At 51.1% G+C, this 24,136-nt stretch carries 21 protein-coding genes; 17 read left to right on the top strand and 4 right to left on the bottom strand.

Annotation, left to right across the window (positions count from 1 at the left end; all coding sequences use genetic code 11):
- Positions 1-198: 198 nt before the first annotated feature.
- The 3 genes from MRY16398_RS11215 (at position 199) to MRY16398_RS11205 (ending at position 3,329) form a co-directional block, all read left to right on the top strand.
- Complete coding sequence (locus MRY16398_RS11215) at positions 199-1,227, top strand: sensor domain-containing diguanylate cyclase (RefSeq protein WP_041851680.1); 1,029 nt, start codon at positions 199-201, stop codon at positions 1,225-1,227.
- A gap of 100 nt (positions 1,228-1,327) precedes the next feature.
- Positions 1,328-1,402 carry a protein YoaJ gene (gene yoaJ, locus MRY16398_RS31265; protein ID WP_107222887.1) on the top strand — a complete coding sequence of 25 codons (75 nt, stop codon included), beginning with the start codon at positions 1,328-1,330 and terminating at the stop codon, positions 1,400-1,402.
- Between the two features lie 103 nt (positions 1,403-1,505).
- Positions 1,506-3,329 carry a sensor domain-containing phosphodiesterase gene (locus MRY16398_RS11205; RefSeq protein WP_125124368.1) on the top strand — a complete coding sequence of 608 codons (1,824 nt, stop codon included), beginning with the start codon at positions 1,506-1,508 and terminating at the stop codon, positions 3,327-3,329.
- Positions 3,330-3,908: 579 nt separating this feature from the next.
- Here MRY16398_RS11205 and MRY16398_RS11200 read toward each other — a convergent pair.
- Both MRY16398_RS11200 and MRY16398_RS11195 read right to left on the bottom strand, forming a co-directional pair.
- Positions 3,909-4,169, bottom strand: a complete 261-nt coding sequence (locus tag MRY16398_RS11200) for a hypothetical protein (RefSeq protein WP_041851682.1) — start codon at positions 4,167-4,169, stop codon at positions 3,909-3,911.
- Between the two features lie 759 nt (positions 4,170-4,928).
- On the bottom strand, positions 4,929-5,180 hold the full coding sequence (locus MRY16398_RS11195) for a hypothetical protein (RefSeq protein WP_041851683.1): 252 nt from the start codon (positions 5,178-5,180) through the stop codon (positions 4,929-4,931).
- Positions 5,181-5,609: 429 nt separating this feature from the next.
- Between MRY16398_RS11195 and MRY16398_RS11190 the strand changes: the two genes are divergently transcribed.
- A complete protein-coding gene (locus MRY16398_RS11190) occupies positions 5,610-7,100 on the top strand; it encodes a hypothetical protein (RefSeq protein WP_125124367.1) in 1,491 nt (496 codons plus the stop codon).
- A 48-nt stretch (positions 7,101-7,148) separates the two neighbouring features.
- Here the strand turns inward: MRY16398_RS11190 and icd are convergent, their stop codons facing one another.
- Entirely contained in the window at positions 7,149-8,399 is a 1,251-nt protein-coding gene (gene icd / locus MRY16398_RS11185; protein WP_041851685.1) for an NADP-dependent isocitrate dehydrogenase, read from the bottom strand.
- A gap of 116 nt (positions 8,400-8,515) precedes the next feature.
- On the opposite strand from icd, the gene rluE reads away from it, so the two are divergent.
- The 10 genes from rluE (at position 8,516) to MRY16398_RS11135 (ending at position 19,793) form a co-directional block, all read left to right on the top strand.
- Positions 8,516-9,166 (top strand): 23S rRNA pseudouridine(2457) synthase RluE, encoded by a 651-nt coding sequence (gene rluE, locus MRY16398_RS11180; RefSeq protein ID WP_071195420.1) that lies wholly within the window; start codon positions 8,516-8,518, stop codon positions 9,164-9,166.
- A 71-nt stretch (positions 9,167-9,237) separates the two neighbouring features.
- On the top strand, positions 9,238-10,164 hold the full coding sequence (locus MRY16398_RS11175; protein ID WP_125124366.1) for an SH3 domain-containing protein: 927 nt from the start codon (positions 9,238-9,240) through the stop codon (positions 10,162-10,164).
- A gap of 23 nt (positions 10,165-10,187) precedes the next feature.
- Positions 10,188-10,637: an NUDIX hydrolase gene (locus tag MRY16398_RS11170; RefSeq protein WP_041851688.1), complete on the top strand. Its 450-nt coding sequence runs from the start codon at positions 10,188-10,190 to the stop codon at positions 10,635-10,637.
- A gap of 333 nt (positions 10,638-10,970) precedes the next feature.
- Positions 10,971-12,923, top strand: coding sequence for a methyl-accepting chemotaxis protein (locus MRY16398_RS11165; RefSeq protein WP_079496548.1), 1,953 nt, complete (start codon positions 10,971-10,973; stop codon positions 12,921-12,923).
- A 188-nt stretch (positions 12,924-13,111) separates the two neighbouring features.
- The gene (mnmA, locus tag MRY16398_RS11160; protein WP_255498899.1) at positions 13,112-14,254 is read left to right on the top strand and encodes a tRNA 2-thiouridine(34) synthase MnmA; all 1,143 of its coding nucleotides are present in this window, start codon (positions 13,112-13,114) and stop codon (positions 14,252-14,254) included.
- A gap of 35 nt (positions 14,255-14,289) precedes the next feature.
- A complete protein-coding gene (gene hflD, locus MRY16398_RS11155; RefSeq protein WP_041851690.1) occupies positions 14,290-14,919 on the top strand; it encodes a high frequency lysogenization protein HflD in 630 nt (209 codons plus the stop codon).
- A 19-nt stretch (positions 14,920-14,938) separates the two neighbouring features.
- On the top strand, positions 14,939-16,309 hold the full coding sequence (gene purB, locus MRY16398_RS11150; RefSeq protein ID WP_041851691.1) for an adenylosuccinate lyase: 1,371 nt from the start codon (positions 14,939-14,941) through the stop codon (positions 16,307-16,309).
- Between the two features lie 137 nt (positions 16,310-16,446).
- On the top strand, positions 16,447-17,121 hold the full coding sequence (phoP, locus tag MRY16398_RS11145) for a two-component system response regulator PhoP (protein ID WP_041851692.1): 675 nt from the start codon (positions 16,447-16,449) through the stop codon (positions 17,119-17,121).
- Positions 17,118-18,581 (top strand): two-component system sensor histidine kinase PhoQ, encoded by a 1,464-nt coding sequence (phoQ, locus tag MRY16398_RS11140; RefSeq protein ID WP_041851693.1) that lies wholly within the window; start codon positions 17,118-17,120, stop codon positions 18,579-18,581. The genes phoP and phoQ overlap by 4 nt, the downstream gene beginning before the upstream one ends.
- Positions 18,582-18,671: 90 nt before the next feature.
- Positions 18,672-19,793: a ribosomal protein uL16 3-hydroxylase gene (locus MRY16398_RS11135; protein ID WP_041851694.1), complete on the top strand. Its 1,122-nt coding sequence runs from the start codon at positions 18,672-18,674 to the stop codon at positions 19,791-19,793.
- Between the two features lie 67 nt (positions 19,794-19,860).
- On the opposite strand, the gene pepT is transcribed toward MRY16398_RS11135, so the two are convergent.
- Positions 19,861-21,087, bottom strand: a complete 1,227-nt coding sequence (gene pepT / locus MRY16398_RS11130; protein ID WP_125124365.1) for a peptidase T — start codon at positions 21,085-21,087, stop codon at positions 19,861-19,863.
- Positions 21,088-21,344: 257 nt separating this feature from the next.
- On the opposite strand from pepT, the gene potA reads away from it, so the two are divergent.
- Genes potA through potC form a run of 3 tightly spaced genes read left to right on the top strand, consistent with a single transcriptional unit; the run spans position 21,345 to position 24,125 of the window.
- A complete protein-coding gene (gene potA / locus MRY16398_RS11125; RefSeq protein WP_172600704.1) occupies positions 21,345-22,496 on the top strand; it encodes a spermidine/putrescine ABC transporter ATP-binding protein PotA in 1,152 nt (383 codons plus the stop codon).
- The gene (potB, locus tag MRY16398_RS11120) at positions 22,480-23,337 is read left to right on the top strand and encodes a spermidine/putrescine ABC transporter permease PotB (protein ID WP_125124364.1); all 858 of its coding nucleotides are present in this window, start codon (positions 22,480-22,482) and stop codon (positions 23,335-23,337) included. Before potA ends, potB begins: the two co-directional genes overlap by 17 nt.
- Positions 23,334-24,125: a spermidine/putrescine ABC transporter permease PotC gene (potC, locus tag MRY16398_RS11115; protein WP_107222859.1), complete on the top strand. Its 792-nt coding sequence runs from the start codon at positions 23,334-23,336 to the stop codon at positions 24,123-24,125. The genes potB and potC overlap by 4 nt, the downstream gene beginning before the upstream one ends.
- The last annotated feature ends 11 nt before the right edge of the window (positions 24,126-24,136 follow it).

The raw sequence follows: 24,136 nt of genomic DNA, 5'->3' as shown, positions 1-24,136 counted from the left end.
GACCAGAGAACATCATTCCGTAATCAATGAGTTTTTGCCCCGTCTCATCAACGGGGCTTTTTTTTACGCAATCTCCTGAACCGCCCGTTTGACGCTGCCGATATATAAAACTTATTTAAGCCATGCTTTAATATGGCGAGTTTATATTTTCAGCATCAAGTGCATACAGCGCGCAGTGCACAGGAGTTAATGAGCGTAATGTCCGATTTCATTTTGGCCCGAGTTTCCGAAACACTCCATAAAGATCAATCCCTTGAAAGCCTGGTACGACAGCTCCTTGAAATGCTGGAGATGGTCACTGAAATGGAATCGACGTACCTTACCAAGATTGACGACGACGGTGGTTTTCAACATATCCAGTATGCGCGAAACAGCAAACAACTTGATCTTCCTGAGGGTTTTTCTCTGCCGTGGGGTGACAGCCTGTGCAAGCGCGCGCTGGATGAGGGCTGTTTTTTTAGCGATGACGTGGCAACGCAGTGGGCAGATTGCGAAGCGGCGCAAAAAATTGGGATCACCACTTACTTAAGCATGCCTGTGCATCTGGCGGATGGTTCGCTTTATGGCACGCTATGCGCCGCCAGTAAGGACACGCGTAAGTTGAGCGTTCGCGGTGAACACGTTTTACGTCTTTTCGCCGGGCTGATAGCGCGTTCCATCGAAAAAGACCACCTGGTGGAACAACTGCGAGAAGCTAACGCGGCACTCATCGCCCACTCTTATACCGATCCGCTGACCGGCCTGCCTAATCGTCGGGCAATCTTCGATAATCTGACAATGCTATTTTCTCTTGCCAGGAACCTTGATATTCAGATTATTATTGCGTTTATTGATCTCGATAACTTTAAAAGAATAAATGATGAGCTTGGCCATGAATCAGGCGATCAATTCCTTATTCAGATTGGGCGTCGTCTTCTGGATGGTTGCGATAAAGATGATGTGGTCGGGCGGCTTGGCGGCGATGAATTTTTAATTGCCTGTCCAGGCGGGCCGCGCGATCAAACACAGACCGAAAGATTATCCTCCCTTAAGCAAAATTTGCATAAATGTCTCACTGGAGAATATCGACTGGGTTCCGTCAATATATTTTATCCCGGAGCCAGTATCGGTGTGGTCGAAATTAATCCCGATAGTATTGATGCTGACAGTGCATTGCGCATCGCCGATCGCGCTATGTATCAGGATAAAAACGGAAAAAACAAACAGCCGTTTTTACGCCTCAATTAATTCACTTCAGGGCGTTTTTTTGCTTGAGAATTATCTTATTTTCTTCTATTTAATTATTATCTGCATCGCTGGCAAAGGCTGCCAGCTCAGGAGCTAGTTCGTGAGAAAGTCAACAATCATTATGCTCATTGTGGCTGTTGTTGCCGTCGCCGGTACTCAACTCGGCTGGTGGTAGACGGTGGGCTAAACTTAACAGTCATTGTAGATGTCATCCTGGCCAGTGATGTTGTCGACAGAGCATAACCTAACAGCCTCATTTATCTGAGCAGGAGCTCGCAATGTTCACGGGACTTAAAAGAAGCGAAAGCAAACGGCTGGCGGCGCTGGAATTATTGCGTAAAGAGGATAAAACCCGCGACGCAGCCCTGACAGAGTATGCCTGCCTTGCTTGCGAGGTGATGAATGTCGAAGGCTGCTTTATTACCGTATTTGATGATGATTACCAATATATCAAATATGTTAAAAATGTACCGCTGGAGCATTTCAAAGTCCCGATAGAAAAAACAATGTGCCAGTACTCGCGCGACAGCGGGCAGACCGTTGTCTGCCCTGATGCCAGGCTGGATTCCCGTTTTTCTCATCAACCACTGGTGCAAAACGGCGATATTCTGTTTTATGCTTCTGCGCCGATGATGACGCAAGAGGGGATGGTTCTTGGCACGCTTTGTGTCAGTAGTTCCAGTATCTTCACCCCGACGCAGCAACAAATAGAAAGTTTTAACCGCATCGCAGAGCTTTCCGCAGTCTATCTTGAAGCGCGCTATTCTATTGGTCGCGTCGACACGCTCACGGGGCTTCCCAACCGCCAGTTTTTGCTGCGTGAAATGGAGCAAAAAACGCTGGAAAAAGACCCCAAGACCTATGGTCTGGTGATATTTGACTGTATTGATATGCCTCGTGCCTACGAGCTAATCCGCTATCTGGGATTGCGCGCCGTGGATAATATGCTGCGCAGCTTTATCCCGCTGTTGCGTCTGCGTCTGCGGTTAAAAGAGAATGTTCTTTTATACTCTTTCGCCCCCGCCCGTTTTGCGGTATTGGTTGAGATTGAACAAGCCTTAACGCTCGTTAAACGCGCAGAAACGCTGCCAGGGACGCGGGCGCAAATGGCTCAAAACATTGATATTACGCTCACTATCCATACCGGCTACGTCAAGTTCTCGCCACGGGAAGATGATGCCCATGAAATTGTGCGTCAGGCGATCAGCGCCCTGCACGAATCAATCCGCCAGAATATTCCGGTCCTGCAATTTAATCCCATCCTTGATCACAAAAGAAATAAAGACTTCAAACTCTTGTATGACTTAAGTGAGGCGATTAAATCAACCAGTCAGCTTTATCTGGTTTTTCAACCGAAGGTATCGTTGCGCTCTGGCAAAACAGAAGGGGTGGAAGCGCTGCTGCGCTGGCGACATCCACAGCTTGGCAATATTTCTCCGGCAATCATTGTTTCGCTGGCAGAAAAAACCAGTCTGATGTCGGAAATTACCCAGTGGGTCATCAAAACGGTCATCGCGCAACTGAAATCCTGGCGTAGCCAGGGTATTACCCTACCGGTTTCGATTAACGTGACAGTGAGTGATTTTTCTCGTCCCGGCTTTGCGGATGAGCTGGAAAATAATGTTCTCAATGCGGGCTTGTATCCGGCTGATATTCGCATTGAGTGTCTGGAGACAGAAAAAGTTCTGGAGAGTGAAGCCGCGCTTGAAGAACTCGATCGCCTGAAACTGCTAGGTTTCCAGATTCTGCTGGACGACTTTGGCACCGGTTACAGTAATATCAGTTACCTGCGTCGCATTCCTATTGATGTGATTAAATTGGATCGCTCACTGGTCAGCCAGATAACGACTGATTCCGGCAGTCGTATCATCGCCCGTAATGTCATCATGATGCTTAAAGAACTCCACTATGTGGTGCTGGCCGAAGGGGTTGAAGATCATGAGACGGCGCAAATGCTTACCGAGTTTGGCTGTGATGAGGCGCAAGGTTATTATTTTTCAAGACCCATCCCGCCAGAAGATATTAAAGTCTGGCTTGCGGACTGTAAGCCCTATCGTGTGTTAGGACGTATTAACAACGATCAGCATCAGTATGGTTCGTAATGTATGCTTAAGCGTCCTCTCCTGCTGAGGGCGCATGTTAAGCCTTAACCAATAAAGCCCGACATTAATAACCCGATCATCAATTTTCTCAATCCACAACGAGAAAAAAATGCGTTGGTAAATTTCGCTTAGGAAAGATATAAAGTACGCATGTGAAGGAAATACGATTTAACATTCTCTACCGCATTCTCGGACAGTTTTGATGTCGAAACTGTCCTTTTTCTTTAGTCGAAATTATTCCCCCGACCATTTAATTATATTTTAAACAATCATTAGCAAGCTTCGTATTGCCAAATACTCTTCTCCTCGTCGATTAATTATTTCCTGGAAGTACTTGCGCAACGCCAGATGTTCGCTTTATGGATTCTTTAAAACGCGGTCGGATTTATTGACAGGAGGCCAGTAATCACAACATTTGCGCTGTGACCAGGCCCATCGACGGGGGTCTTATTTACATCACTCCTTGTAAATATCCAGAATGGCTGACGCGACAGCCCTGCATGGCAAAATGCGTCGCTATCCCGTCAGCCAAATGTTTTTCTGACAAGTCGGCACCTGGAGCACGCGATAACGCGTAACTCAGTGGGCTTTTTGAATCATCTGGATTGTTGCATCTTCGGATAATCCATGCCCCTGGATATGAACATCCAGCGAGACATCCTGGGTTTCGTTATGGAAGGTTTGGTCGCCTTCACCATGCAGGAAACCAACAATGACATCACCTCTTTCAATATCACTTCCTGTTAGCAGTTTTACGACGGTGTGATTGCCGAATTCATCGCGAATGATGACATAACCAATCCGATGTTCATGATGAAGGACGACTCCGCGCTGATTCATCTGAATGCTCCTTTGGACTATTTGATAGAGAAAGAATAGCCGAAAGTGGCAGGCTTTTACGTGAGGCAGCGCATTTTCGTGATACACGAGATGCGCCTGAGGTTAAAAGGTGTAAAGCGTCATTTAGGGTGGGTTTTAGCGCCCATTAACCATGTCGCATATCAGCTTGCGCTCCTGTCTTGTCCCAGACCTCAACGACCTGTCTTATTACTTTTTGGCGTTGATGATTTGTTGAAAATGTATACATCGCATTGAGATAAGATGGTAGAGATATTAGCCTGCCAACAAAGGTGGACGCGTTGAATAAAAATCATATTCGCTGGATAAGTATAGGATTTATGTCACTCTGTCTGGTCAATGGGATGATGGATCTCTTTTCGCACCACAGAAGGTTTATTGCGATTGTTATGGTTGTCGGTAGTATCATCGCAATTGCATCAACATTGAGGCTTATTTTTAATCAAAAATAAGGTGTCCGGGCAGGTGCAGCCTCGCAAGGAGCAACTGCCAAGGGTCCATCATATTGCTCGTATTTGTAGTTTAGCCAATGATGGCGTCATTGGATCCCTGCTTATCAGATATCCGGGTGCGCCGAAAGATAATGGTGCGGCCTTAAATGATATTTATCGTCTGACCCTCTATCCAGACCGGCGGCATCGTGAAGCGCGACAACGCCTGCCGACATCGTTGCAACGGTAAAAGCCTGTGCTTCCACGTTAACTTACACAGGCCCCTTTCTGCTGTTGCACTGACATATTTTTAAAGAACGGATGCCATCCCAGCCAGGCCAACAAAAAGCAGGCTGTCAGAATAGTCTTTTAATTCCTTAAGATATTCATCATCATTTTGCTTCATCATCGCGATAGCATCCTTAGCGCTGTCAGCGTCGACCTCAAAATGATGTTTTTTGTAACCCTTCCGTTTGAGAAGCGCCTTTGCTTCCTCATTTACGCTACTTTTGGGAAAGACTCGTGCACCCGATTCGTTGTAGTAAAAAACATATACACTCACAGTAAACCTCCATGGATAGTACGGTGATTTCAGTTACTAAATTAGCATCTCCGCTTAGGCTAAGTTACGTATATCCTTAAATAAAATAATGACTTTCCTGCTGCCTGCTCAGTGTTTTTACGTCCGTCAGTAACGCGTCTTGCCAATGCGTCAATCTCAGTCATTAGCGTCAGGATCGCTTCATGATGCCCGACTGTTTTCTGTGCATGATCAAATGGGTCCGCCGGACGTAGGCACACTTACAGTCTGCGCCACAGCTCACCAGTCTATGTTAGCCTCTGGCTGCAGAAGTGGACTTCTGCTCGCGCAACGGCTAACAGGCTTCTGTTTCGTATTTTCGCATCATTCAGGTAACCCAGGTGGTGGTGGATAGTTATTATTTTTCGGTTTTACTGTATGATGCCTGGGATAAATCAGCAGGGACTACAGATGGAAAAGAAGAGCATTAACAACAGATTTTTTTGGAGTGGATTTATTTTAGTCCTCCTGTTTTCGATTGGAGCGTTCGTCCTAAAATATAATGATTTCAAAAATGGACGTGGTGAAGAAAATGTCGAAGCAACATATCACACCTTACTGGTTATCAATTCTTTATCATCTCTGCCGATTAGCGAGTCGGCGCTTTTACCCACAGTTAACTTTAACGGCGAAAATAATAAAAATATCCCATGGGCTGCTGCAATTAAAACGAATGACGGCAACTATGTTTACACCAGTTTTCCTTCGCTAGGATTTGTCGCCCCTTACATAGCCCTCAGGGCCCTGAATGCAGAGTTAAGCCTGAAAAATCTCTATTTTTTTAACTCAGGATTATCGGCGCTAACAGCGCTTATTTTTTTCACTGTATTGTATTTGTCGACATGCGGTGTCCATAGCGAAATAAGTAGGTCCATTGCCGCGCTGGCAGGCTGTTCTGTGTTGATATATTCCTGCGAGTCTCTGGTTTCATCAGGCCTCGTTTACTGGCCGCACTCCCTAAGTCAGCTTATCATATCGGTAATATTGCTTCTGTTCATCATCAGAACGGATAAAAATAAAAATATTGTGGATGCGTTGTTGTTCTTTTCCTTACTTGCCTTCTCAATGACAGAATGGACAGGGTACGTTTTTTGTTCTCTGCTTACACTTTACTCTCTAATAACAAGACAGACTGACTGGAAGCGTATTTCCTTACTATGCATTATGTCATCTCTGATAGCGGTTGTGATATTTGCAATCCAGATAGAGATGGTTATTACGCTGAAGGATTTTCTGCGAGCATCAATGGATAGATTTGCAACAAGAAGCGCATCGAAAGCTAGCTTCATAGCATTACTGAACGGCTATTGGGTCTCGTTCGGGTTGTATCTGCTATTAATCATTCCTGGTGTCGTTTTCCTGAAAGATAAAAAATATCGCTTCCTGTTAGTATTATGCGCCCTACCAATGTTTGAAAATATCATCCTGGCGCAACATGCTACAGCGTATACGTTTGACCGCTGGAAACTGGCATTTTTTATCGGTGCCAGCATTTCGTTTGTATGCGTACAGAGCGGATTTAAACAGGTTGTTTCGGTAGCACTCGTTATTCTGTCGATTGTTACGGGCGTAATGATGTATCACGCAAAAGTGAATTCGTTCTCAGACTGGGCGGCAATAGATAAAAAGAACAGGGAGTTGGTTGCTGGATCAGCAAAGGTCACAAATTTTGGATGTGCAGAAGTCTTCTCCGATGCAAGGGTAAGAGGGTATACACCGCTGTTGTTTATGCGTGGTGTTTACGAAGGGCTGCCAACGTCTGCGACAGAGGTGATGAATGCAAATCCGGAACCCTGCTCTGTAGTTATCATACATAGCTCAATGCCCGAAAAAGATCTGCCTGGTTTTACATCGATTGAGGTCTGGAATCGTGGGGCGGCTAACCCTGTCATTATCAAATAAAAAACGGGAACCATCAGGCTCCCGTTCTTCGTTAACCCAGAAACTGGATTACATGTTCGCGATGATCGCGTCGCCAAACTCTGAACATTTCAGCAGCTTAGCGCCTTCCATCAGACGTTCGAAATCGTAGGTCACGGTTTTGGCCGCGATAGCGCCTTCCATGCCTTTCACGATCAGGTCTGCGGCTTCGAACCACTGCATGTGACGCAGCATCATCTCAGCGGAGAGGATAACGGAGCCCGGGTTCACTTTGTCCTGGCCCGCATACTTCGGCGCAGTACCGTGAGTAGCTTCGAACAGCGCACATTCGTCACCGATGTTAGCGCCCGGTGCGATACCGATACCGCCTACCTGGGCTGCCAGGGCGTCGGAGATATAGTCACCGTTCAGGTTCATACAGGCGATAACGTCGTATTCAGCCGGACGCAGCAGGATCTGTTGCAGGAACGCATCAGCGATCACATCTTTGATGATGATCTCTTTGCCGGTGTTCGGGTTTTTGATCTTCTGCCACGGGCCGCCGTCGATCAGCTCACCACCGAACTCTTCGCGAATCAGCTGGTAGCCCCAGTCTTTGAACGCGCCTTCGGTGAACTTCATGATGTTGCCTTTGTGTACCAGGGTCAGAGAATCGCGATCGTTGGTGATAGCGTATTCAATAGCCGCACGTACCAGACGTTTGGTGCCTTCTTCGGAACACGGTTTGATACCGATACCGCAATGTTCCGGGAAGCGAATTTTCTTCACGCCCATCTCTTCACGCAGGAATTTAATCACTTTCTCTGCGTCAGCAGAGTCCGCTTTCCATTCGATACCGGCGTAAATGTCTTCGGAGTTTTCACGGAAGATAACCATGTCGGTCAGTTCCGGGTGTTTAACCGGGCTTGGCGTGCCCTGGTAGTAACGTACCGGGCGCAGACACACATACAGGTCCAGCTCCTGACGCAGGGCAACGTTCAGAGAGCGGATACCGCCACCAACCGGCGTGGTCAGCGGGCCTTTGATGGCAACGCGGTATTCACGAATCAGATCGAGAGTTTCAGCGGGCAGCCAGACGTCCTGGCCGTAAATTTGGGTAGACTTCTCACCGGTGTAAATTTCCATCCAGGAAATTTTACGCTCGCCTTTATAGGCTTTCTCCACAGCGGCATCGACCACTTTCAGCATCGCAGGGGTAACGTCGACACCGATACCGTCACCTTCAATGAACGGGATAATCGGGTTATTCGGAACGTTCAGCTTGCCGTTTTGCAGGGTGATCTTCTTACCTTCCGCCGGAACAACTACTTTGCTTTCCATTCACCTCTCCTTCGAGCGCTTCTGGTTGTTACTGATTTTTGTTAATGAATTGTAATTAGCCTGTCAATACTACCTGATAGTTGGGTTCCATGAAAGGCAATCATGTTTCAGTTATAATGCGGCAATTGATAACCACTGAAAATACCATGAAGAAAACTTCTTTTAGAAATCACCACCTTGAGCGATTCAGCTCACGACAAGCTACTAAGCCGCGACGCGAAAACCAGCCAAAGCGGGTGATTTTGTTTAATAAACCCTATGATGTTTTGCCGCAGTTCACCGATGAGGCCGGACGCAGTACGCTTAAAGAGTATATACCTGTTCAAAATGTATACGCGGCGGGGCGTCTGGATCGTGACAGTGAAGGTTTACTGGTGTTAACCAACGACGGTGAATTGCAGGCAAAACTGACGCAGCCGGGGAAACGTACCGGGAAAATCTATTTTGTTCAGGTTGAAGGAGAGCCGGGTGAAGAGGCGCTGGCAGCGTTGCGCGACGGTGTCACCCTGAATGATGGCCCTACCCTGCCCGCCGGCATTGAACGAGTTAGTGAGCCAGAGTGGCTGTGGCCGCGCAATCCCCCCATTCGCGAGCGGAAATCCATTCCCACCAGTTGGCTTAAAATCACGCTTTATGAAGGCCGCAATCGCCAGGTCCGACGAATGACCGCACACGTTGGTTTTCCCACTCTCCGCCTCATCCGTTATGCGCTGGGTGAATATACCCTTGATGGGCTGCCCAATGGCCAGTGGCGAGAAGTGAAATAAACGCGTTGTTTATACTGAATAATTCCGCAAACTAATCATTAACTGAAATTTGTCATGGATGAGGAGAAGGTATGTTGTTACGGGTTGCGGCTTTTTTGCTGCTCTGCGCTGTTTCGTCATCATGTTTTGCTAATGAAACTTGCGAGACCATCGGCGGGAGGGCCGCAGGCGAAGCAGATTATCTCTTCGAGGTCGCAAAAGTGACCAGCCCAGACCGGTTGCACTTTTATTCTGCTCCCGGCTCGGAATGCCAGCTTCCCGCTTTTTTAGTCAACGGCGATACCGTTGAAGTCCTGCGAAGCTCGGTCTTATACGGGAAATCAGGCGGGGTCTCCCCCACTCATCCTTTTCGCTATGTACGCTACCGGGATGCCAACGGCGCATTTGTCACCGGCTGGGTGACGGCCGATGAGTTGACCACCCAGCCCCCCTCGTTGCCGGTCAGCCATGAATGCCAGGCGTGGGCAGACGACACCTTGCGTACACGCGTGCGCGAAGCCCCCTCGGCCAATAACCGATACCGCGTTCAAGGTCAGGCGCGCGCATGGTTTTACACGATGCCCAATGAAAAGTGCCGTAGCTCGTCGGTCTTCCTGGTGCCGGGTGATAGTGTTTCCGCTCAGGAGCAGTCCGAGGATGATTTTCTTGAGGTGAACTGGTACGGTCCCGATCATCGCATCATTCGCGGCTGGCTTAAAAAATCACAGCTTGCGCCCATTGACGAAGGCGATCGCTATCGCGACGACATAAACCCGCTCTCTGTCGATAAAGCCACGCGTATCGCCACGCTTTCCCTGCGCACCGATTATCACTGTGTGTTTTATGAAAGCTGGAACGCGCAAAAAGAGATTCAGATTATCGTTCGCGAAGATCACCAGTCGGCGCTGTGCCGTGGCAGTGCGGATAGCGAGACGTCTCCACCGGTGGCCTATATTAGTATCAACAAGCAGAGTGGCGAGATCAGTTGGCCGGATATGGCCGATGGCTTTGATGAATAACTTTGATAAACAAAGAGGAAAGTATGTTTAAACCTCATGTCACCGTCGCCTGCGTCGTCCATGCGCAGGGCAAGTTTTTGGTCGTAGAAGAGACAATCAGCGGCAAGGCACTGTGGAATCAGCCTGCCGGCCACCTGGAGGCCAATGAAACGCTGGTGCAGGCTGCAAAACGCGAGCTGTGGGAAGAGACGGGTATTCATGCCACGCCCGATGCCTTTATTCGTATGCATCAGTGGATAGCGCCGGACAAAACACCTTTCCTGCGTTTTCTGTTTGCCGTCGATCTTGAAGACATCTGCGCCACCGAGCCGCACGACAGTGATATTGACCGTTGCCTGTGGGTCAGCGCTGATGAGATCCTGAACGCGAAAAACCTGCGCTCCCCGCTGGTCGCAGAAAGTATTCGTAGCTGGCAAACCGGTACACGTTATCCGTTATCGGTGATTGGCGAATTTAACTGGCCTTTTAACTAAGCGTCAGGTTTTGACAACAGCCGCGCCTGCGCGGTTGTTGTGTTTTCCCCGTTGTGCCCGTCAACAACACCTGGCTGAATTAATACCAAAGCGAAATATTTAACCGCAACTTAACCCACCAGAAGTAACGCTACACTCGCTATATTCCTTCACGTTCCGCGCACGTCGGCGATTACTCCTGCTACACATCCCCTTTTTTGTGCATTTTTACGCCAAAGCGGCTGCATTTGTAACAACTAAAGATCAAAAAACATACGCCGATAGACATCAAGGAAGGCAGCCCCGATTTGCGGGATTGTAATGGCGCTACACGTTGAGATCAGAGGTACGGTGATGGCAAGACAGTATGTTCAAAAAAAGATGAGTACCCGCGCGCAAATGTTGCTCACAGGTGCGTTAACCATCACTCTCGGCTTTGTTGCAACCATTGGCGTGCTGAGCTGGCAGTCCAGCAACGAGCAAAAATCATTAGCAGAAAAATACTTACATCAGATTGCGCAGAGTGAAGCCCTGAAAATTCAACAAGACCTTAACTATGCGCGCGATGTTGCGCATAATCTCGGCCACAGTCTGATTGCCTTACCGGCAGCCGGGATAACGGATCGTCAAGTCGCCGATAAAATGATGGAATCCGCTCTGCGCGATAATCCTGATTACCTTTCCATCTCGGTGATTTTTGAAGAAAACGCCTTTGACGGAAAAGATGCGGATTTTGCAGATAAGCCCGATCAGGCGCCGAAGGGGCGTTATGCCTTCTTCGTTGATCGCGACCAGTCTGGCAATTTCAAGATGCACCCCCTGCTCTCTTACCTGACGCCGGGCCAGGGCGATTATTACCTGGTGCCGCAAAAATCTCAGAAAGACACGCTGATTGAACCCTATAGCTACGCTTACAACGGCGTACCGACGCTGTTGACATCCGTCGCCGCCCCGGTGGTCAGTCAGGGCAAACTGCATGCTGTGATCACCTCGGATATCTCACTTGCCTCATTGCAGGAAAAAGTAAATCAAATTAAACCCTGGGAAGGTGGCGGCTACGCCGTGCTGTTGTCTACCGCAGGCAAAGTTATCTCTTATCCTGATAAGAAAATGACCAGTAAACCCTTTCCGGGCAACACCAATAACTTCTCTTCACAGGTTGTGGAACAGCCTGATGCTATCCTCGGTGAGGATGCTTTAGTGACCTGGCAGCCGGTGTCTATCGGCAACAGTACCGACAAATGGTATCTGGGTGTCGTCGCACCGGTCAGCCAGGTGATGGCAGCGGCCAACCGTCAGTTGATGAACGCTATCATTCTGATGGTACTTAGCATTCTGCTGGTTAGCGCCTTACTGGGTATCGTCTTTAGCCGCAAAGTATTGAAACCGATTGGCGGCGAACCGCTGGAAGCGGCAACCATCGCGCTGGCCGTCGCAGACGGCAAACTGGATAACGAGATTAACGTCAAATCTGGCGATCGCCATAGCCTGTTCTTCGCGCTGCAGACCATGCAGGCACAACTGCGTCAAATCGTCGGGCAGATCAAAGATGCCAGTGATTCTGTACGTCAGGGTGCGGGGGAGATTGTCAGCGGCAACATTAACCTCTCTTCGCGTACAGAGCAGCAAGCCGCAGCGCTGGAGCAAACTGCCGCCAGCATGGAGCAGTTCAGCGCAACGGTGAAACATAACGCCACCAATGCACATCAGGCCACGGCACTGACAGCAAATGCAACGCAGATTGCCAGCCGGGGTGAAGCACTGGTCGGCCAGGTGGTTAAAACCATGTCGCAGATTGATGACAGCTCGAAAAAAATCAGCGACATCACCACCATGATCAACAGTATCGCCTTCCAGACCAATATTCTGGCGCTTAACGCCGCCGTCGAAGCGGCGCGCGCTGGTGAACAGGGGCGCGGTTTTGCCGTGGTGGCTTCCGAAGTGCGTAACCTTGCGCAGCGCAGCGCCAACGCGGTGAAAGAGATTGCCGCATTGATTGAAGAGTCGAGTCAGCGCGTTGAGAACGGCGTTCAACTGGTTAATGATGCCGGGAAGACAATGCAGGAAATGACCCAGGCGGTGAATTCCGTCCAAACCATCATTAATGAGATTGTTGTCGCCTCTGATGAGCAGGCCAAAGGCATTAGCCAGGTGACGATTGCGGTTAATGAGATGGATGGCGTCACCCAGCAGAACGCCTCACTGGTGCAAGAGATGGCGGCGGCGGCAAGCTCCCTCGAAGAACAGGCACAGCAGCTTGCCCAGAGTGTCGAGCAGTTCAGCATCGACGATCAGCGAGCCGCCTGATACAACGCGTCAAAACGCATGAGTTAACATAAACCCCGGCCTCGCTGGGGTTTATCGTTCTGTGCCCCGTTCCAGACGAACAATCACGCCATAAGCGCTCACGGCAGGCCAGGTTAGCGGTAATTTCCGCCCGACTTGTTGCGGATTGGTAATATGCAGGGGTGCCTGCGCGGCGAGTGCGTGATAGAATACGCCGCCTTGAAGTTCAATGTCGTGAGTATTCTATGTCTGATAGCCCAAAAAAAGTGATCGTCGGCATGTCCGGCGGTGTCGATTCTTCCGTATCTGCCTGGCTGTTACTGCAACAGGGTTATAAGGTGGAAGGCCTGTTCATGAAGAACTGGGAAGAGGACGACGGCGAGGAATACTGTACCGCGGCGGCCGATCTGGCCGATGCGCAGGCCGTATGCGACAAACTCGGTATTGAACTCCACACCGTAAACTTTGCCGCAGAATACTGGGACAACGTGTTTGAACACTTCCTGGCGGAATATAAAGCCGGGCGCACGCCTAACCCGGATATTCTGTGCAACAAAGAGATCAAATTTAAAGCCTTCCTCGAATTTGCCGCCGAAGATCTGGGCGCTGATTATATCGCGACCGGTCACTATGTCCGCCGGGCTGATGTCGACGGTAAAAGCCGTTTGCTTCGCGGTCTGGATGGCAACAAAGATCAGAGTTATTTCCTCTATACGCTTGGCCATGAGCAGATTGCGCAAAGCCTGTTCCCGGTCGGTGAACTGGAAAAACCCGAAGTGCGCAAAATCGCCGAAGAGTTGGGGCTGGTCACCGCGAAGAAAAAAGACTCTACCGGTATCTGCTTTATCGGCGAGCGCAAATTCCGCGAATTTTTAGGCCGCTACCTGCCTGCCCAGCCGGGCAAAATCCTCACCGTTGACGGTGAAGAGATTGGCGAGCATCAGGGGCTGATGTACCACACGTTGGGCCAACGCAAAGGGTTGGGGATTGGCGGAACCAAAGAAGGTACCGAAGATCCGTGGTACGTGGTCGATAAAGATGTGGAAAACAATATCCTGGTGGTCGCGCAGGGGCACGATCACCCACGTCTGATGTCCGTTGGGCTGATTGCCCAGCAATTGCACTGGGTTAATCGCGAACCGCTGGTCGGTACGCTGCGCTGCACCGTGAAAACCCGTTACCGCCAGACCGATATTCCGTGCACCATTACTGCCCTGGATGATGACCGCATTGAGGTTCGTTTTGACGAGCCGGTTGCTGCGGTGACCCCAGGCCAGTCTGCCGTTTTCTATAGCGGCGAAGTGTGCCTTGGCGGCGGTATTATCGAACAGCGTATCGCGCTGCCGGTTTAATCGACGAGACTGAGATAGCGAATCAAGGAGCGAGTGTGGCTAAGAATTACTACGACATCACCCTGGCGCTGGCGGGCATTTGCCAGTCCGCCCGTCTGGTGCAGCAACTGGCGCATCAGGGACATTGCGACGCCGACGCGCTCCATGTCTCTCTCAATAGCGTCATCGATCTTAACCCGGACTCAACCCTGAGCGTTTTTGGTGGCAGCGAAGCGAACCTGCGCACCGGGCTGGAAACGCTACTCGGCGTACTTAATGCCAGCAGCCGTCAGGGGCTTAATGCCGAATTGACCCGCTATACTCTTAGCCTGATGGTGCTGGAGCGCAAGCTGGCGGGCCACAAAGACGCCATGAATACGCTCGGTGACCGTATCGCTGGTTTGCAGCGCCAGCTTGAGCATTTTGATCTCCAGTCGGAGACGCTGCTTAGCGCCATGGCCGGTATTTATGTGGATGTGATTAGCCCGCTCGGGCCGCGCATTCAGGTGACCGGTTCGCCTGCGGTACTGCAAAGCCCGCAGGTCCAGGCGAAAGTTCGCGCCACGCTGCTAGCAGGTATTCGTGCTGCGGTGCTGTGGCATCAGGTTGGCGGTGGCCGCCTGCAATTAATGTTTTCCCGTAATCGCCTGACCACTCAGGCCAAACAAATTCTCGCTCATTGTTAACCTCCCGGAGTTCTGAACTATGGAATTATCCTCACTGACCGCCGTTTCCCCTGTCGATGGACGCTACGGCGATAAAGTCAGCGCGCTGCGCGGGATTTTCAGCGAATTCGGTTTGCTGAAATTTCGTGTACAAGTCGAAGTACGCTGGTTACAAAAGCTGGCGTCACATGCAGCGATCAAGGAAGTTCCTGCTTTTGCTGACGACGCAAACGGTTTCCTCGATAAAATCGTCGCCGACTTCAATGAAGAAGACGCGGCGCGTATCAAAACTATCGAGCGCACCACTAACCATGACGTGAAAGCGGTCGAATATTTTCTGAAAGAAAAAGTGGCGGATATCGCGCAATTACACGCGGTCTCTGAATTTATCCACTTCGCCTGCACCTCAGAAGATATCAATAACCTTTCCCACGCCTTGATGCTGAAAACCGCGCGTGATGAGGTCATCCTGCCTTACTGGCGTCAGGTGATTGATGCGGTGAAAGACCTCGCCGTGCAGTATCGCGATATTCCTCTGCTTTCTCGTACTCACGGACAGCCGGCCACGCCGTCTACCATGGGGAAAGAGATGGCTAACGTGGCATACCGTATGGAACGCCAGTATCGCCAGTTAAATCAGGTGGAAATCCTCGGCAAAATCAACGGTGCGGTGGGGAACTACAACGCCCACATTGCCGCTTATCCGGAAGTGGACTGGCACCAGTTCAGCGAAGAGTTTGTGACCTCGCTGGGTATCCAGTGGAACCCGTACACCACGCAGATCGAGCCGCATGACTACATTGCAGAGCTGTTTGACTGCATGGCGCGCTTTAACACCATCCTGATCGACTTCGATCGTGATGTGTGGGGTTATATCGCCCTGAACCACTTCAAACAGAAAACCATCGCCGGCGAAATTGGTTCTTCCACCATGCCGCACAAGGTGAACCCGATTGACTTCGAAAACTCCGAAGGCAACCTCGGCCTGTCGAATGCGGTGTTGCAGCACCTGGCCAGCAAACTGCCGGTATCCCGCTGGCAGCGCGACCTGACCGACTCCACTGTACTGCGTAACCTGGGCGTTGGCGTGGGCTATGCGCTGATTGCCTATCAGGCAACCCTGAAAGGCGTGAGCAAACTGGAAGTGAACCGCGACCGTCTGCTGGACGAGCTGGATCATAACTGGGAAGTACTGGCAGAGCCGATTCAGACCGTTATGCGCCGCTACGGTATCGAAAAACCGTATGAGAAGCTCAAAGAGCTGACTCGTGGTAAACGTGTGGATGCCGAAGGCATGAAACAGTTTATCGATAGCCTTGCGCTGCCGGAAGACGAGAAAGTTCGCCTGAAAGCGATGACCCCGGCAAATTACATTGGCCGTGCCATCACCATGGTCGATGAACTGAAATAACCTCTTCCTGCTGCCTTTCGCCCTCTTTTCATCAGGAAAGAGGGCTTCCTTCCTCTCGGTTTAACAAATGTTTATCCCTGCCGCCCGAGAATCAGCGTTAAACTATTCGTATTGAAAATATAAGGAGAGTTAAGACGATGCGCGTACTCGTTGTGGAGGACAATGCCCTGTTGCGTCACCACTTAAAAGTTCAGCTTCAGGAACTGGGACATCAGGTCGATGCCGCGGAAGATGCAAAGGAAGCGGATTATTTTCTTAATGAACACGTGCCTGATATCGCCATTGTCGATCTCGGCCTGCCCGATGAAGACGGCTTATCGCTGATTCGCCGCTGGCGCAGCCATGAGGTCTCTCTGCCTGTTTTGGTCCTGACCGCGCGTGAAGGCTGGCAGGATAAAGTCGAAGTACTGAGCGCAGGTGCCGATGATTACGTCACCAAACCTTTCCATATAGAAGAAGTTGTGGCGCGCATTCAGGCCCTGATGCGCCGTAACAGCGGTCTGGCCTCACAGGTTATCTCTATGCCGCCGTTTCAGGTGGACCTCTCGCGCCGCGAAATGTCGATCAGCAGTGAAGTGGTTAAACTGACCGCGTTTGAATACACCATTATGGAAACCCTGATTCGCAACAGCGGCAAAGTGGTCAGCAAAGATTCGCTGATGCTCCAGCTCTATCCCGATGCCGAACTGCGCGAAAGTCACACCATTGATGTCCTTATGGGACGCTTGCGTAAGAAAATCCAGGCACTCTATCCCGCAGAGGTGATCACCACGGTACGTGGCCAGGGTTATCTCTTCGAACTGCCCAAATGAGACGTTTAATGCGGCATTTTCTGCCGCTCTCGCTACGGGTTCGTTTCCTTCTGGCGACCGCCGCCGTCGTGCTGGTGCTCTCCCTCGCCTATGGCATGGTTGCCCTTATAGGCTATAGCGTCAGTTTCGATAAGACCACGTTTCGCCTGCTGCGCGGTGAAAGTAACCTGTTCTATACCCTTGCCCGCTGGGAAAACAACACCCTGACTGTCGACCTGCCCAACAGCCTCAATTTACAAAGCCCGACTATCACGCTGATTTATGACAAAGACGGCAAACTTATCTGGGCGCAACGTGATATCCCGTGGCTGGCAAAACGTGTTGACCCTGCCTGGCTTCAGGCCGATGGATTCCATGAAATCGAAGCGGATGTGGACGACTCCAGCACGCTGGTCGATAACGATGAGTCGGTGGTGGAGCAGTTCAATGCGATTCGGGAAGATGACAACACCTCGGAGATGACCCACTCGGTGGCGGTCAATCTCTATCCTGCCACGGCGCGGATGCCGCAGCTCACCATTGTCGTTATCGATACCGTGCCCATCGAACTCAAACGCTCCTGGATGGTGTGGAGTTGGTTCATCTATGTCCTGGCGGCAAACCTGTTGCTGGTGATCCCACTGCTATGGATGGCAGCCTGGTGGAGCTTGCGCCCTATCGAAGAACTGGCGAAAGAGGTGCGCGAACTGGAGGAGCATCACCGTGAGAATCTGAACCCGGCCACCACTCGCGAGCTTACAAGCCTGGTGCGTAACCTCAACCGCCTGCTCAAAAGCGAGCGCGAGCGCTACGACAAATACCGGACCACCCTCACCGACCTGACACACAGCCTGAAAACCCCGCTGGCAGTGCTGCAAAGTACGCTGCGTTCGTTACGCAGTGAAAAGCTGAGCGTCAGCGACGCCGAACCGGTAATGCTGGAACAGATTAGCCGCATTTCTCAGCAGATTGGTTACTATCTGCATCGCGCCAGCATGCGCGGTGGCAGCGGGCTGCTCAGCCGTGAACTTCACCCGGTCGCCCCGCTTCTTGATAGCCTGACCTCGGCGTTAAACAAAGTGTATCAACGAAAAGGGGTGAATATCAGCCTCGATATCTCCCCGGAGATAAGCTTTGTCGGTGAGAAAAACGACTTTATGGAAGTGATTGGCAACCTCCTGGACAACGCCTGCAAATATTGCCTCGAATTTGTCGAAGTATCCGCAAGGCAGACCGACGAGAGCGTGCACATCATTATCGAAGATGATGGTCCTGGGATCCCGTTATCCAAACGTGAGGTGGTCTTTGATCGTGGTCAGCGCGCCGATACGCTACGTCCGGGCCAGGGGGTGGGGTTATCCGTCGCACGCGAAATCGTAGAACAATACGACGGGCAAATCCTGACCAGCGAAAGTTTACTCGGCGGGGCCAAAATGGAGGCCATCTTTGGCCGCCAGCAGCCGATAAGCGGCGATAATTAACGCATTCAGTCAAAATAACACGGCCTGTCCCACGCAGGCCGTCCACCATCCGTTATACTCCGACTCAAACTAACGTTTGGGGAAACAAACATGGACTATAACATCAACCTTAACTGGCCGGATTTTATCGAGCGCTACTGGCAAAAACGCCCGGTGGTACTGAAACGCGGCTTTGCACAATTTATCGATCCCATTTCCCCTGACGAACTGGCCGGTCTGGCTATGGAAGATGAAGTCGACAGCCGCCTGGTAAGCCATCTTGATGGCAAATGGCAGGTCAGCCACGGGCCTTTCGAAAGTTATGACCATCTGGGTGAAAGCAACTGGTCGCTGCTGGTGCAGGCGGTGAACAACTGGCATGAACCGACCGCGGCGCTGATGCGTCCTTTCCGCGCCCTGCCCGACTGGCGCACCGACGATGTGATGATTTCGTTTTCCGTGCCCGGCGGTGGCGTTGGCCCGCATCTCGATCAGTATGATGTTTTTATCATTCAGGGTACCGGCCGCCGCCGCTGGCGTGTTGGTGAAAAGACGCCAATGAAGCAGCACTGCCCGCACCCGGACCTGTTACAGGTCGATCCCTTCGAAGCCATTATTGATGAAGAGATGGAGCCGGGCGATATTCTCTATATTCCGCCAGGATTCCCGCACGAAGGCTATTCGCTGGAAAACTCTATGAACTACTCCGTTGGCTACCGAGCCCCCAGCGGACGGGAATTAATCAGCGGCTTTGCCGATTATGTGTTGCAGCGCGAACTGGGCAGCCAGCGTTATACCGACCCGGATGTGCCGTCTCGTGAACACCCGGCGGATGTGCTGCCGCAAGAGCTGGACGGCCTGCGCCAGATGATGCTCGATCTGATCAATCAGCCAGAGCATTTCAATGAGTGGATCGGTGAGTTTATTACCCAGTCGCGTCATGAACTGGACGTCACGCCGCCGGAGCCGCCCTACCAGCCTGATGAGATTTACGATGCCCTGAAACAGGGGGACAAGCTGGTGCGTTTAGGTGGTCTGCGTGTATTGCGTATCGCGGGCGAAGTGTTCGTTAACGGCGAGCGGATTAACTCCCCGCACCGCCCGGCACTCGACGCCCTGGCAAATCACATTGTTCTGAATGATAGCGCCTTTGGCGATGCGCTCGAAGACCCGTCCTTCCTCGCGATGCTTGCCGCGCTGGTCAACAGCGGATACTGGTTCTTTGAAGACTAAGCCATAAAAAAGCCGGGCAACATCACGTTTGCCCGGCCTGTCTGTCTCGTTCTTTAGAGAATTGCTTTTATTCCTGTTTCGCTGTCAGCTCGGCGATACGCACGATTACCTGTACCGCTTTTTCCATCCCCTCAAGCGTCACGAACTCATGTTTGCCGTGGTAGTTATAACCGCCGGTGAACAGGTTAGGACAGGGCAGCCCCATAAATGATAGCTGCGCGCCATCGGTACCGCCGCGAATCGCTTTCATCTGCGGTTCGATATCACAATCGCGCATGGCCTGACAGGCAATATCGATAATATGCGGATGATCGACTATCTTCTCGCGCATATTGTAATAACTGTCTTCAATCACCAGCTCGATGTAGCAGTCCGGATGCAGCCCTTTCCCGACTTTTTTGGCAATTTCCATTATTTTGCGCTTACGCGCTTCAAATACTTTGCGGTCAAAATCGCGAACGATGTAATGCATCTCCGCACGTTCAACGGTGCCTTTGATGCTGGTAAGATGGTAAAAACCTTCATAACCTTCGGTATTTTCCGGGCTCTCGTCGGCTGGCACCAGCGCATGAATGCGGCTTGCCAGTGACAGCGCGTTCACCATCACCCCTTTCGCGGTTCCCGGATGGACGTTATTCCCTACGATTTTGATGGTGACCGAGGCGGCATTGAAGTTTTCGAACTCCAGTTCCCCCACCCCACCACCGTCGACGGTGTATGCCCATTTCGCGCCAAACGCCTCGACGTCAAAATGTTTCGCCCCTTTACCAACCTCTTCGTCCGGGGTGAAAGCCACATGAATATCACCATGCGGGATTTTTTTCTGTTTCAGCACCGCCATCGCAGTCATGATTTCCGCCACGCCGGCTTTGTCATCGGCACCCAGCAGGGTTTTACCGTCAGTGGTGATGAGCGTCTGCCCCAACAACTGGTGCAACACCGGGAACATAACGGGTGAGAGGATTTCATCACCGATACCCAGCGCGATATCACCGCCACGGTAGTTTTCGAGGATTTGCGGATTTACATTTTTACCGCTGCAATCCGGGGAAGTATCAACATGCGAGATAAAACCGATAGCAGGTACCGGCTTGTCAACGGTAGAGGGCAGCGTAGCCATCACTGTACCTTTCTCGCTCAGTGTGACGTTTTCCAGCCCCATCTCTTCAAGCTGCTGCTGGAGTAAGCGCAAGAGCTTCCATTGCCCGTCGGTACTCGGTACCTGACGGACACCCGGCTTCGACTGAGTATCCAGCGCAACATACTGCAAAAAACGCTCTAATAATTTATCCATACAGCCACCCTCGCTAAACGTGACAACATTATCAATAAGCCGGAAAAGACAAATATTGCGTCAGGTCACTTTTATCCCGCAAACGAGAATATTTTCATTTTTGTTTTGTTCACTTAAACGTAGCTGACAAAATTCACTTTTGGCCGCGTAAATAGATCAATGATTGGCGATTTCAGTGCTTTGCCGTAGAATGCCAGCCCTTCATCAATGTGTCAGACCCTAAGGTGGTTAATCACAAACCCCGCATCCGGAGCGTTATCCGATGCGTTGACAAGGGACAGAGTAAAAAATTGAATACACAACCGCGTTCGCCCACTCCGCTGGTGCAACTGGTCGACCTTTGTAAAGGTTTTGATGGTAAAACAGTCATTTCAGACTTTAACCTGACCATCAATCACGGCGAATTCCTCACCCTGCTCGGCCCGTCCGGCTGCGGCAAAACCACTGTGCTTCGCCTGATTGCCGGGCTGGAAAGCGTTGATGTGGGCCATATCAAACTCGACGATCGGGATATCACCGACGTTCCGGCGGAACATCGCCACGTTAATACCGTCTTTCAAAGCTACGCCCTGTTTCCCCATATGACCGTGTTCGAAAACGTGGCATTTGGCCTGCGGATGCAAAAAACACCTGCGGCAGAGATTGCTCCACGCGTCACTGACGCCCTGCGTATGGTGCAGCTTGAAGCATTCGCCCAGCGCAAACCGCACCAACTCTCCGGCGGTCAACAACAGCGTGTGGCTATTGCCCGTGCCGTAGTGAACAAGCCGCGCCTCCTCTTATTGGATGAATCGCTCTCCGCGCTGGATTACAAGCTGCGCAAGCAGATGCAAAACGAATTAAAAGCACTGCAGCGCAAACTTGGAATTACTTTCGTCTTCGTAACCCATGACCAGGAAGAGGCGCTGACGATGTCAGACCGGATCGTGGTGATGCGTGACGGTAAAATAGAGCAAGACGGTACGCCGCGGGAAATTTACGAAGAGCCGAAGAACCTCTTTGTCGCCAGTTTTATTGGTGAGATTAATATTTTCAGTGCCACCGTCATTGAGCGTCTTGATGCACAGCGCGTGCGTGCCACCGTCGAAGGGCGCGAATGCAATATTTACGTCAGTTTCCCGGTCGAAAAAGATCAGCGACTAAACGTGATGCTGCGCCCGGAAGATTTGCGGGTCGAAGAGATCAACGATGTCGCAGAGGTCGAAGGACTGGTAGGTTACGTGCGTGAACGTAATTATAAAGGGATGACGCTGGAGTCAGTAGTTGAACTGGAGAACGGCAAAATGGTGCTGGTCAGCGAGTTCTTCAACGAAGACGACCCCGATTTTGACCACTCTTTGAACCAAAAGATGGCGATTAATTGGGTAGAAAGCTGGGAGGTCGTACTGGCTGATGAAGAACACAAGTAAATTCCAGAATGGGGTGATTGCCACTGTTGTTGGTTGGCTTGTGCTGTTTGTCTTCCTCCCCAACCTGATGATTATTGCGACCAGCTTTTTGACCCGTGACGATGCCCACTTCGTGGCGATGGTCTTCTCGCTGGATAGCTATGCCCGTCTGCTGGATCCGCTCTATTTTGACGTGCTGCTGCACTCGCTGAATATGGCGGTAATCGCCACACTTGCCTGCCTGATGCTGGGGTATCCCTTCGCCTGGTTCCTGGCAAAGCTACCCACAAAAGTGCGTCCGTTATTGCTGTTTTTGCTGATTGTTCCGTTCTGGACCAATTCGCTGATTCGCATCTATGGCCTGAAAATATTCCTCAGCACCAAAGGGTATCTGAATACATTTTTACTCTGGCTGGGGGTCATTGATGAACCGATCCGCGTGATGTTCACCCCGGCGGCGGTCATTATCGGGCTGGTCTATATCCTGCTGCCATTTATGGTCATGCCGCTTTACTCCAGTATCGAAAAACTCGATAAACCTTTGCTGGAAGCGGCGAGAGATTTGGGCGCCAGTAAATTACAGACGTTTTTGCGCATTATTATCCCGCTGACCATGCCGGGCATTATCGCGGGCTGCCTGCTGGTATTGCTGCCCGCGATGGGATTGTTTTACGTCTCAGATCTGATGGGGGGCGCAAAAAACCTGCTGATTGGCAACGTGATTAAAAGTCAGTTCCTCAACATTCGCGACTGGCCTTTTGGCGCGGCTACCAGCATCACGCTCACCATTGTGATGGGCCTGCTGTTACTGGTTTACTGGCGCGCCTCGCGTCTGCTGGACAAGAAGGTGGAACTGCAATGATCGGTCGACTGCTGCGCGGCGGTTTTATGACCGCCATTTACGCCTACCTCTATATTCCCATTATCATTCTGATTGTGAACTCGTTTAACAGCTCACGGTTTGGGATTAACTGGCAAGGTTTTACCACCGACTGGTACAGTCTGCTGCTGAACAACGACAGTCTGTTGCAGGCAGCACAGCACTCGCTCACGATGGCGGTCTTCTCCGCCACGTTCGCCACGCTTATCGGTTCGCTGACCGCGGTGGCGCTGTACCGCTATCGCTTTCGCGGCAAACCCTTTGTCAGCGGCATGCTGTTCGTCGTGATGATGTCGCCGGATATCGTCATGGCTATCTCATTGCTGGTGCTGTTTATGCTGCTGGGCGTTCAGCTTGGATTCTGGTCGCTGCTGTTCTCGCATATTACGTTCTGCCTGCCCTTCGTAGTTGTGACAGTTTATTCGCGCCTGAAGGGTTTTGATGTGCGGATGCTGGAAGCGGCAAAAGATCTGGGTGCCAGCGAGCTCGTGATCCTGCGCAAAATTATCCTGCCGCTGGCGATGCCTGCCGTGGCGGCCGGATGGCTGCTGAGCTTTACCCTGTCGATGGATGATGTGGTGGTCTCGTCCTTCGTTACTGGACCGGGCTATGAAATTCTGCCGTTGAAAATCTATTCCATGGTGAAAGTCGGCGTCTCACCCGAGGTGAACGCGCTGGCAACCATTCTGCTCGTTCTGTCGCTGGTGATGGTGTTCGCAAGCCAGCTTGTTGCACGTGATAAAACCAAAAGCCTGGCGCGCCAGGCATAACCTCAGGGGAC

It is taken from the genome of Phytobacter sp. MRY16-398 (assembly GCF_003925915.1).
GTDB lineage: Bacteria > Pseudomonadota > Gammaproteobacteria > Enterobacterales > Enterobacteriaceae > Phytobacter > Phytobacter diazotrophicus.
This window is presented reverse-complemented; position numbering and strand designations above follow the sequence as displayed.

What these genes read in the sequence shown, in the direction of transcription:
- potB (WP_125124364.1), top strand. Translation starts at nt 22,480, where the DNA reads ATGAAGAACACAAGTAAATTCCAGAATGGGGTGATTGCCACTGTTGTT.
- potC (WP_107222859.1), top strand. Translation starts at nt 23,334, where the DNA reads ATGATCGGTCGACTGCTGCGCGGCGGTTTTATGACCGCCATTTACGCC.
- phoQ (WP_041851693.1), top strand. Translation starts at nt 17,118, where the DNA reads ATGAGACGTTTAATGCGGCATTTTCTGCCGCTCTCGCTACGGGTTCGT.
- pepT (WP_125124365.1), bottom strand. Translation starts at nt 21,087, where the DNA reads ATGGATAAATTATTAGAGCGTTTTTTGCAGTATGTTGCGCTGGATACT.
- icd (WP_041851685.1), bottom strand. Translation starts at nt 8,399, where the DNA reads ATGGAAAGCAAAGTAGTTGTTCCGGCGGAAGGTAAGAAGATCACCCTG.
- MRY16398_RS11200 (WP_041851682.1), bottom strand. Translation starts at nt 4,169, where the DNA reads ATGAATCAGCGCGGAGTCGTCCTTCATCATGAACATCGGATTGGTTAT.
- MRY16398_RS11170 (WP_041851688.1), top strand. Translation starts at nt 10,188, where the DNA reads ATGTTTAAACCTCATGTCACCGTCGCCTGCGTCGTCCATGCGCAGGGC.
- rluE (WP_071195420.1), top strand. Translation starts at nt 8,516, where the DNA reads ATGCGGCAATTGATAACCACTGAAAATACCATGAAGAAAACTTCTTTT.
- MRY16398_RS11175 (WP_125124366.1), top strand. Translation starts at nt 9,238, where the DNA reads ATGTTGTTACGGGTTGCGGCTTTTTTGCTGCTCTGCGCTGTTTCGTCA.
- MRY16398_RS11205 (WP_125124368.1), top strand. Translation starts at nt 1,506, where the DNA reads ATGTTCACGGGACTTAAAAGAAGCGAAAGCAAACGGCTGGCGGCGCTG.
- MRY16398_RS11135 (WP_041851694.1), top strand. Translation starts at nt 18,672, where the DNA reads ATGGACTATAACATCAACCTTAACTGGCCGGATTTTATCGAGCGCTAC.
- purB (WP_041851691.1), top strand. Translation starts at nt 14,939, where the DNA reads ATGGAATTATCCTCACTGACCGCCGTTTCCCCTGTCGATGGACGCTAC.
- MRY16398_RS11215 (WP_041851680.1), top strand. Translation starts at nt 199, where the DNA reads ATGTCCGATTTCATTTTGGCCCGAGTTTCCGAAACACTCCATAAAGAT.
- MRY16398_RS11190 (WP_125124367.1), top strand. Translation starts at nt 5,610, where the DNA reads ATGGAAAAGAAGAGCATTAACAACAGATTTTTTTGGAGTGGATTTATT.
- MRY16398_RS11165 (WP_079496548.1), top strand. Translation starts at nt 10,971, where the DNA reads ATGGCAAGACAGTATGTTCAAAAAAAGATGAGTACCCGCGCGCAAATG.
- phoP (WP_041851692.1), top strand. Translation starts at nt 16,447, where the DNA reads ATGCGCGTACTCGTTGTGGAGGACAATGCCCTGTTGCGTCACCACTTA.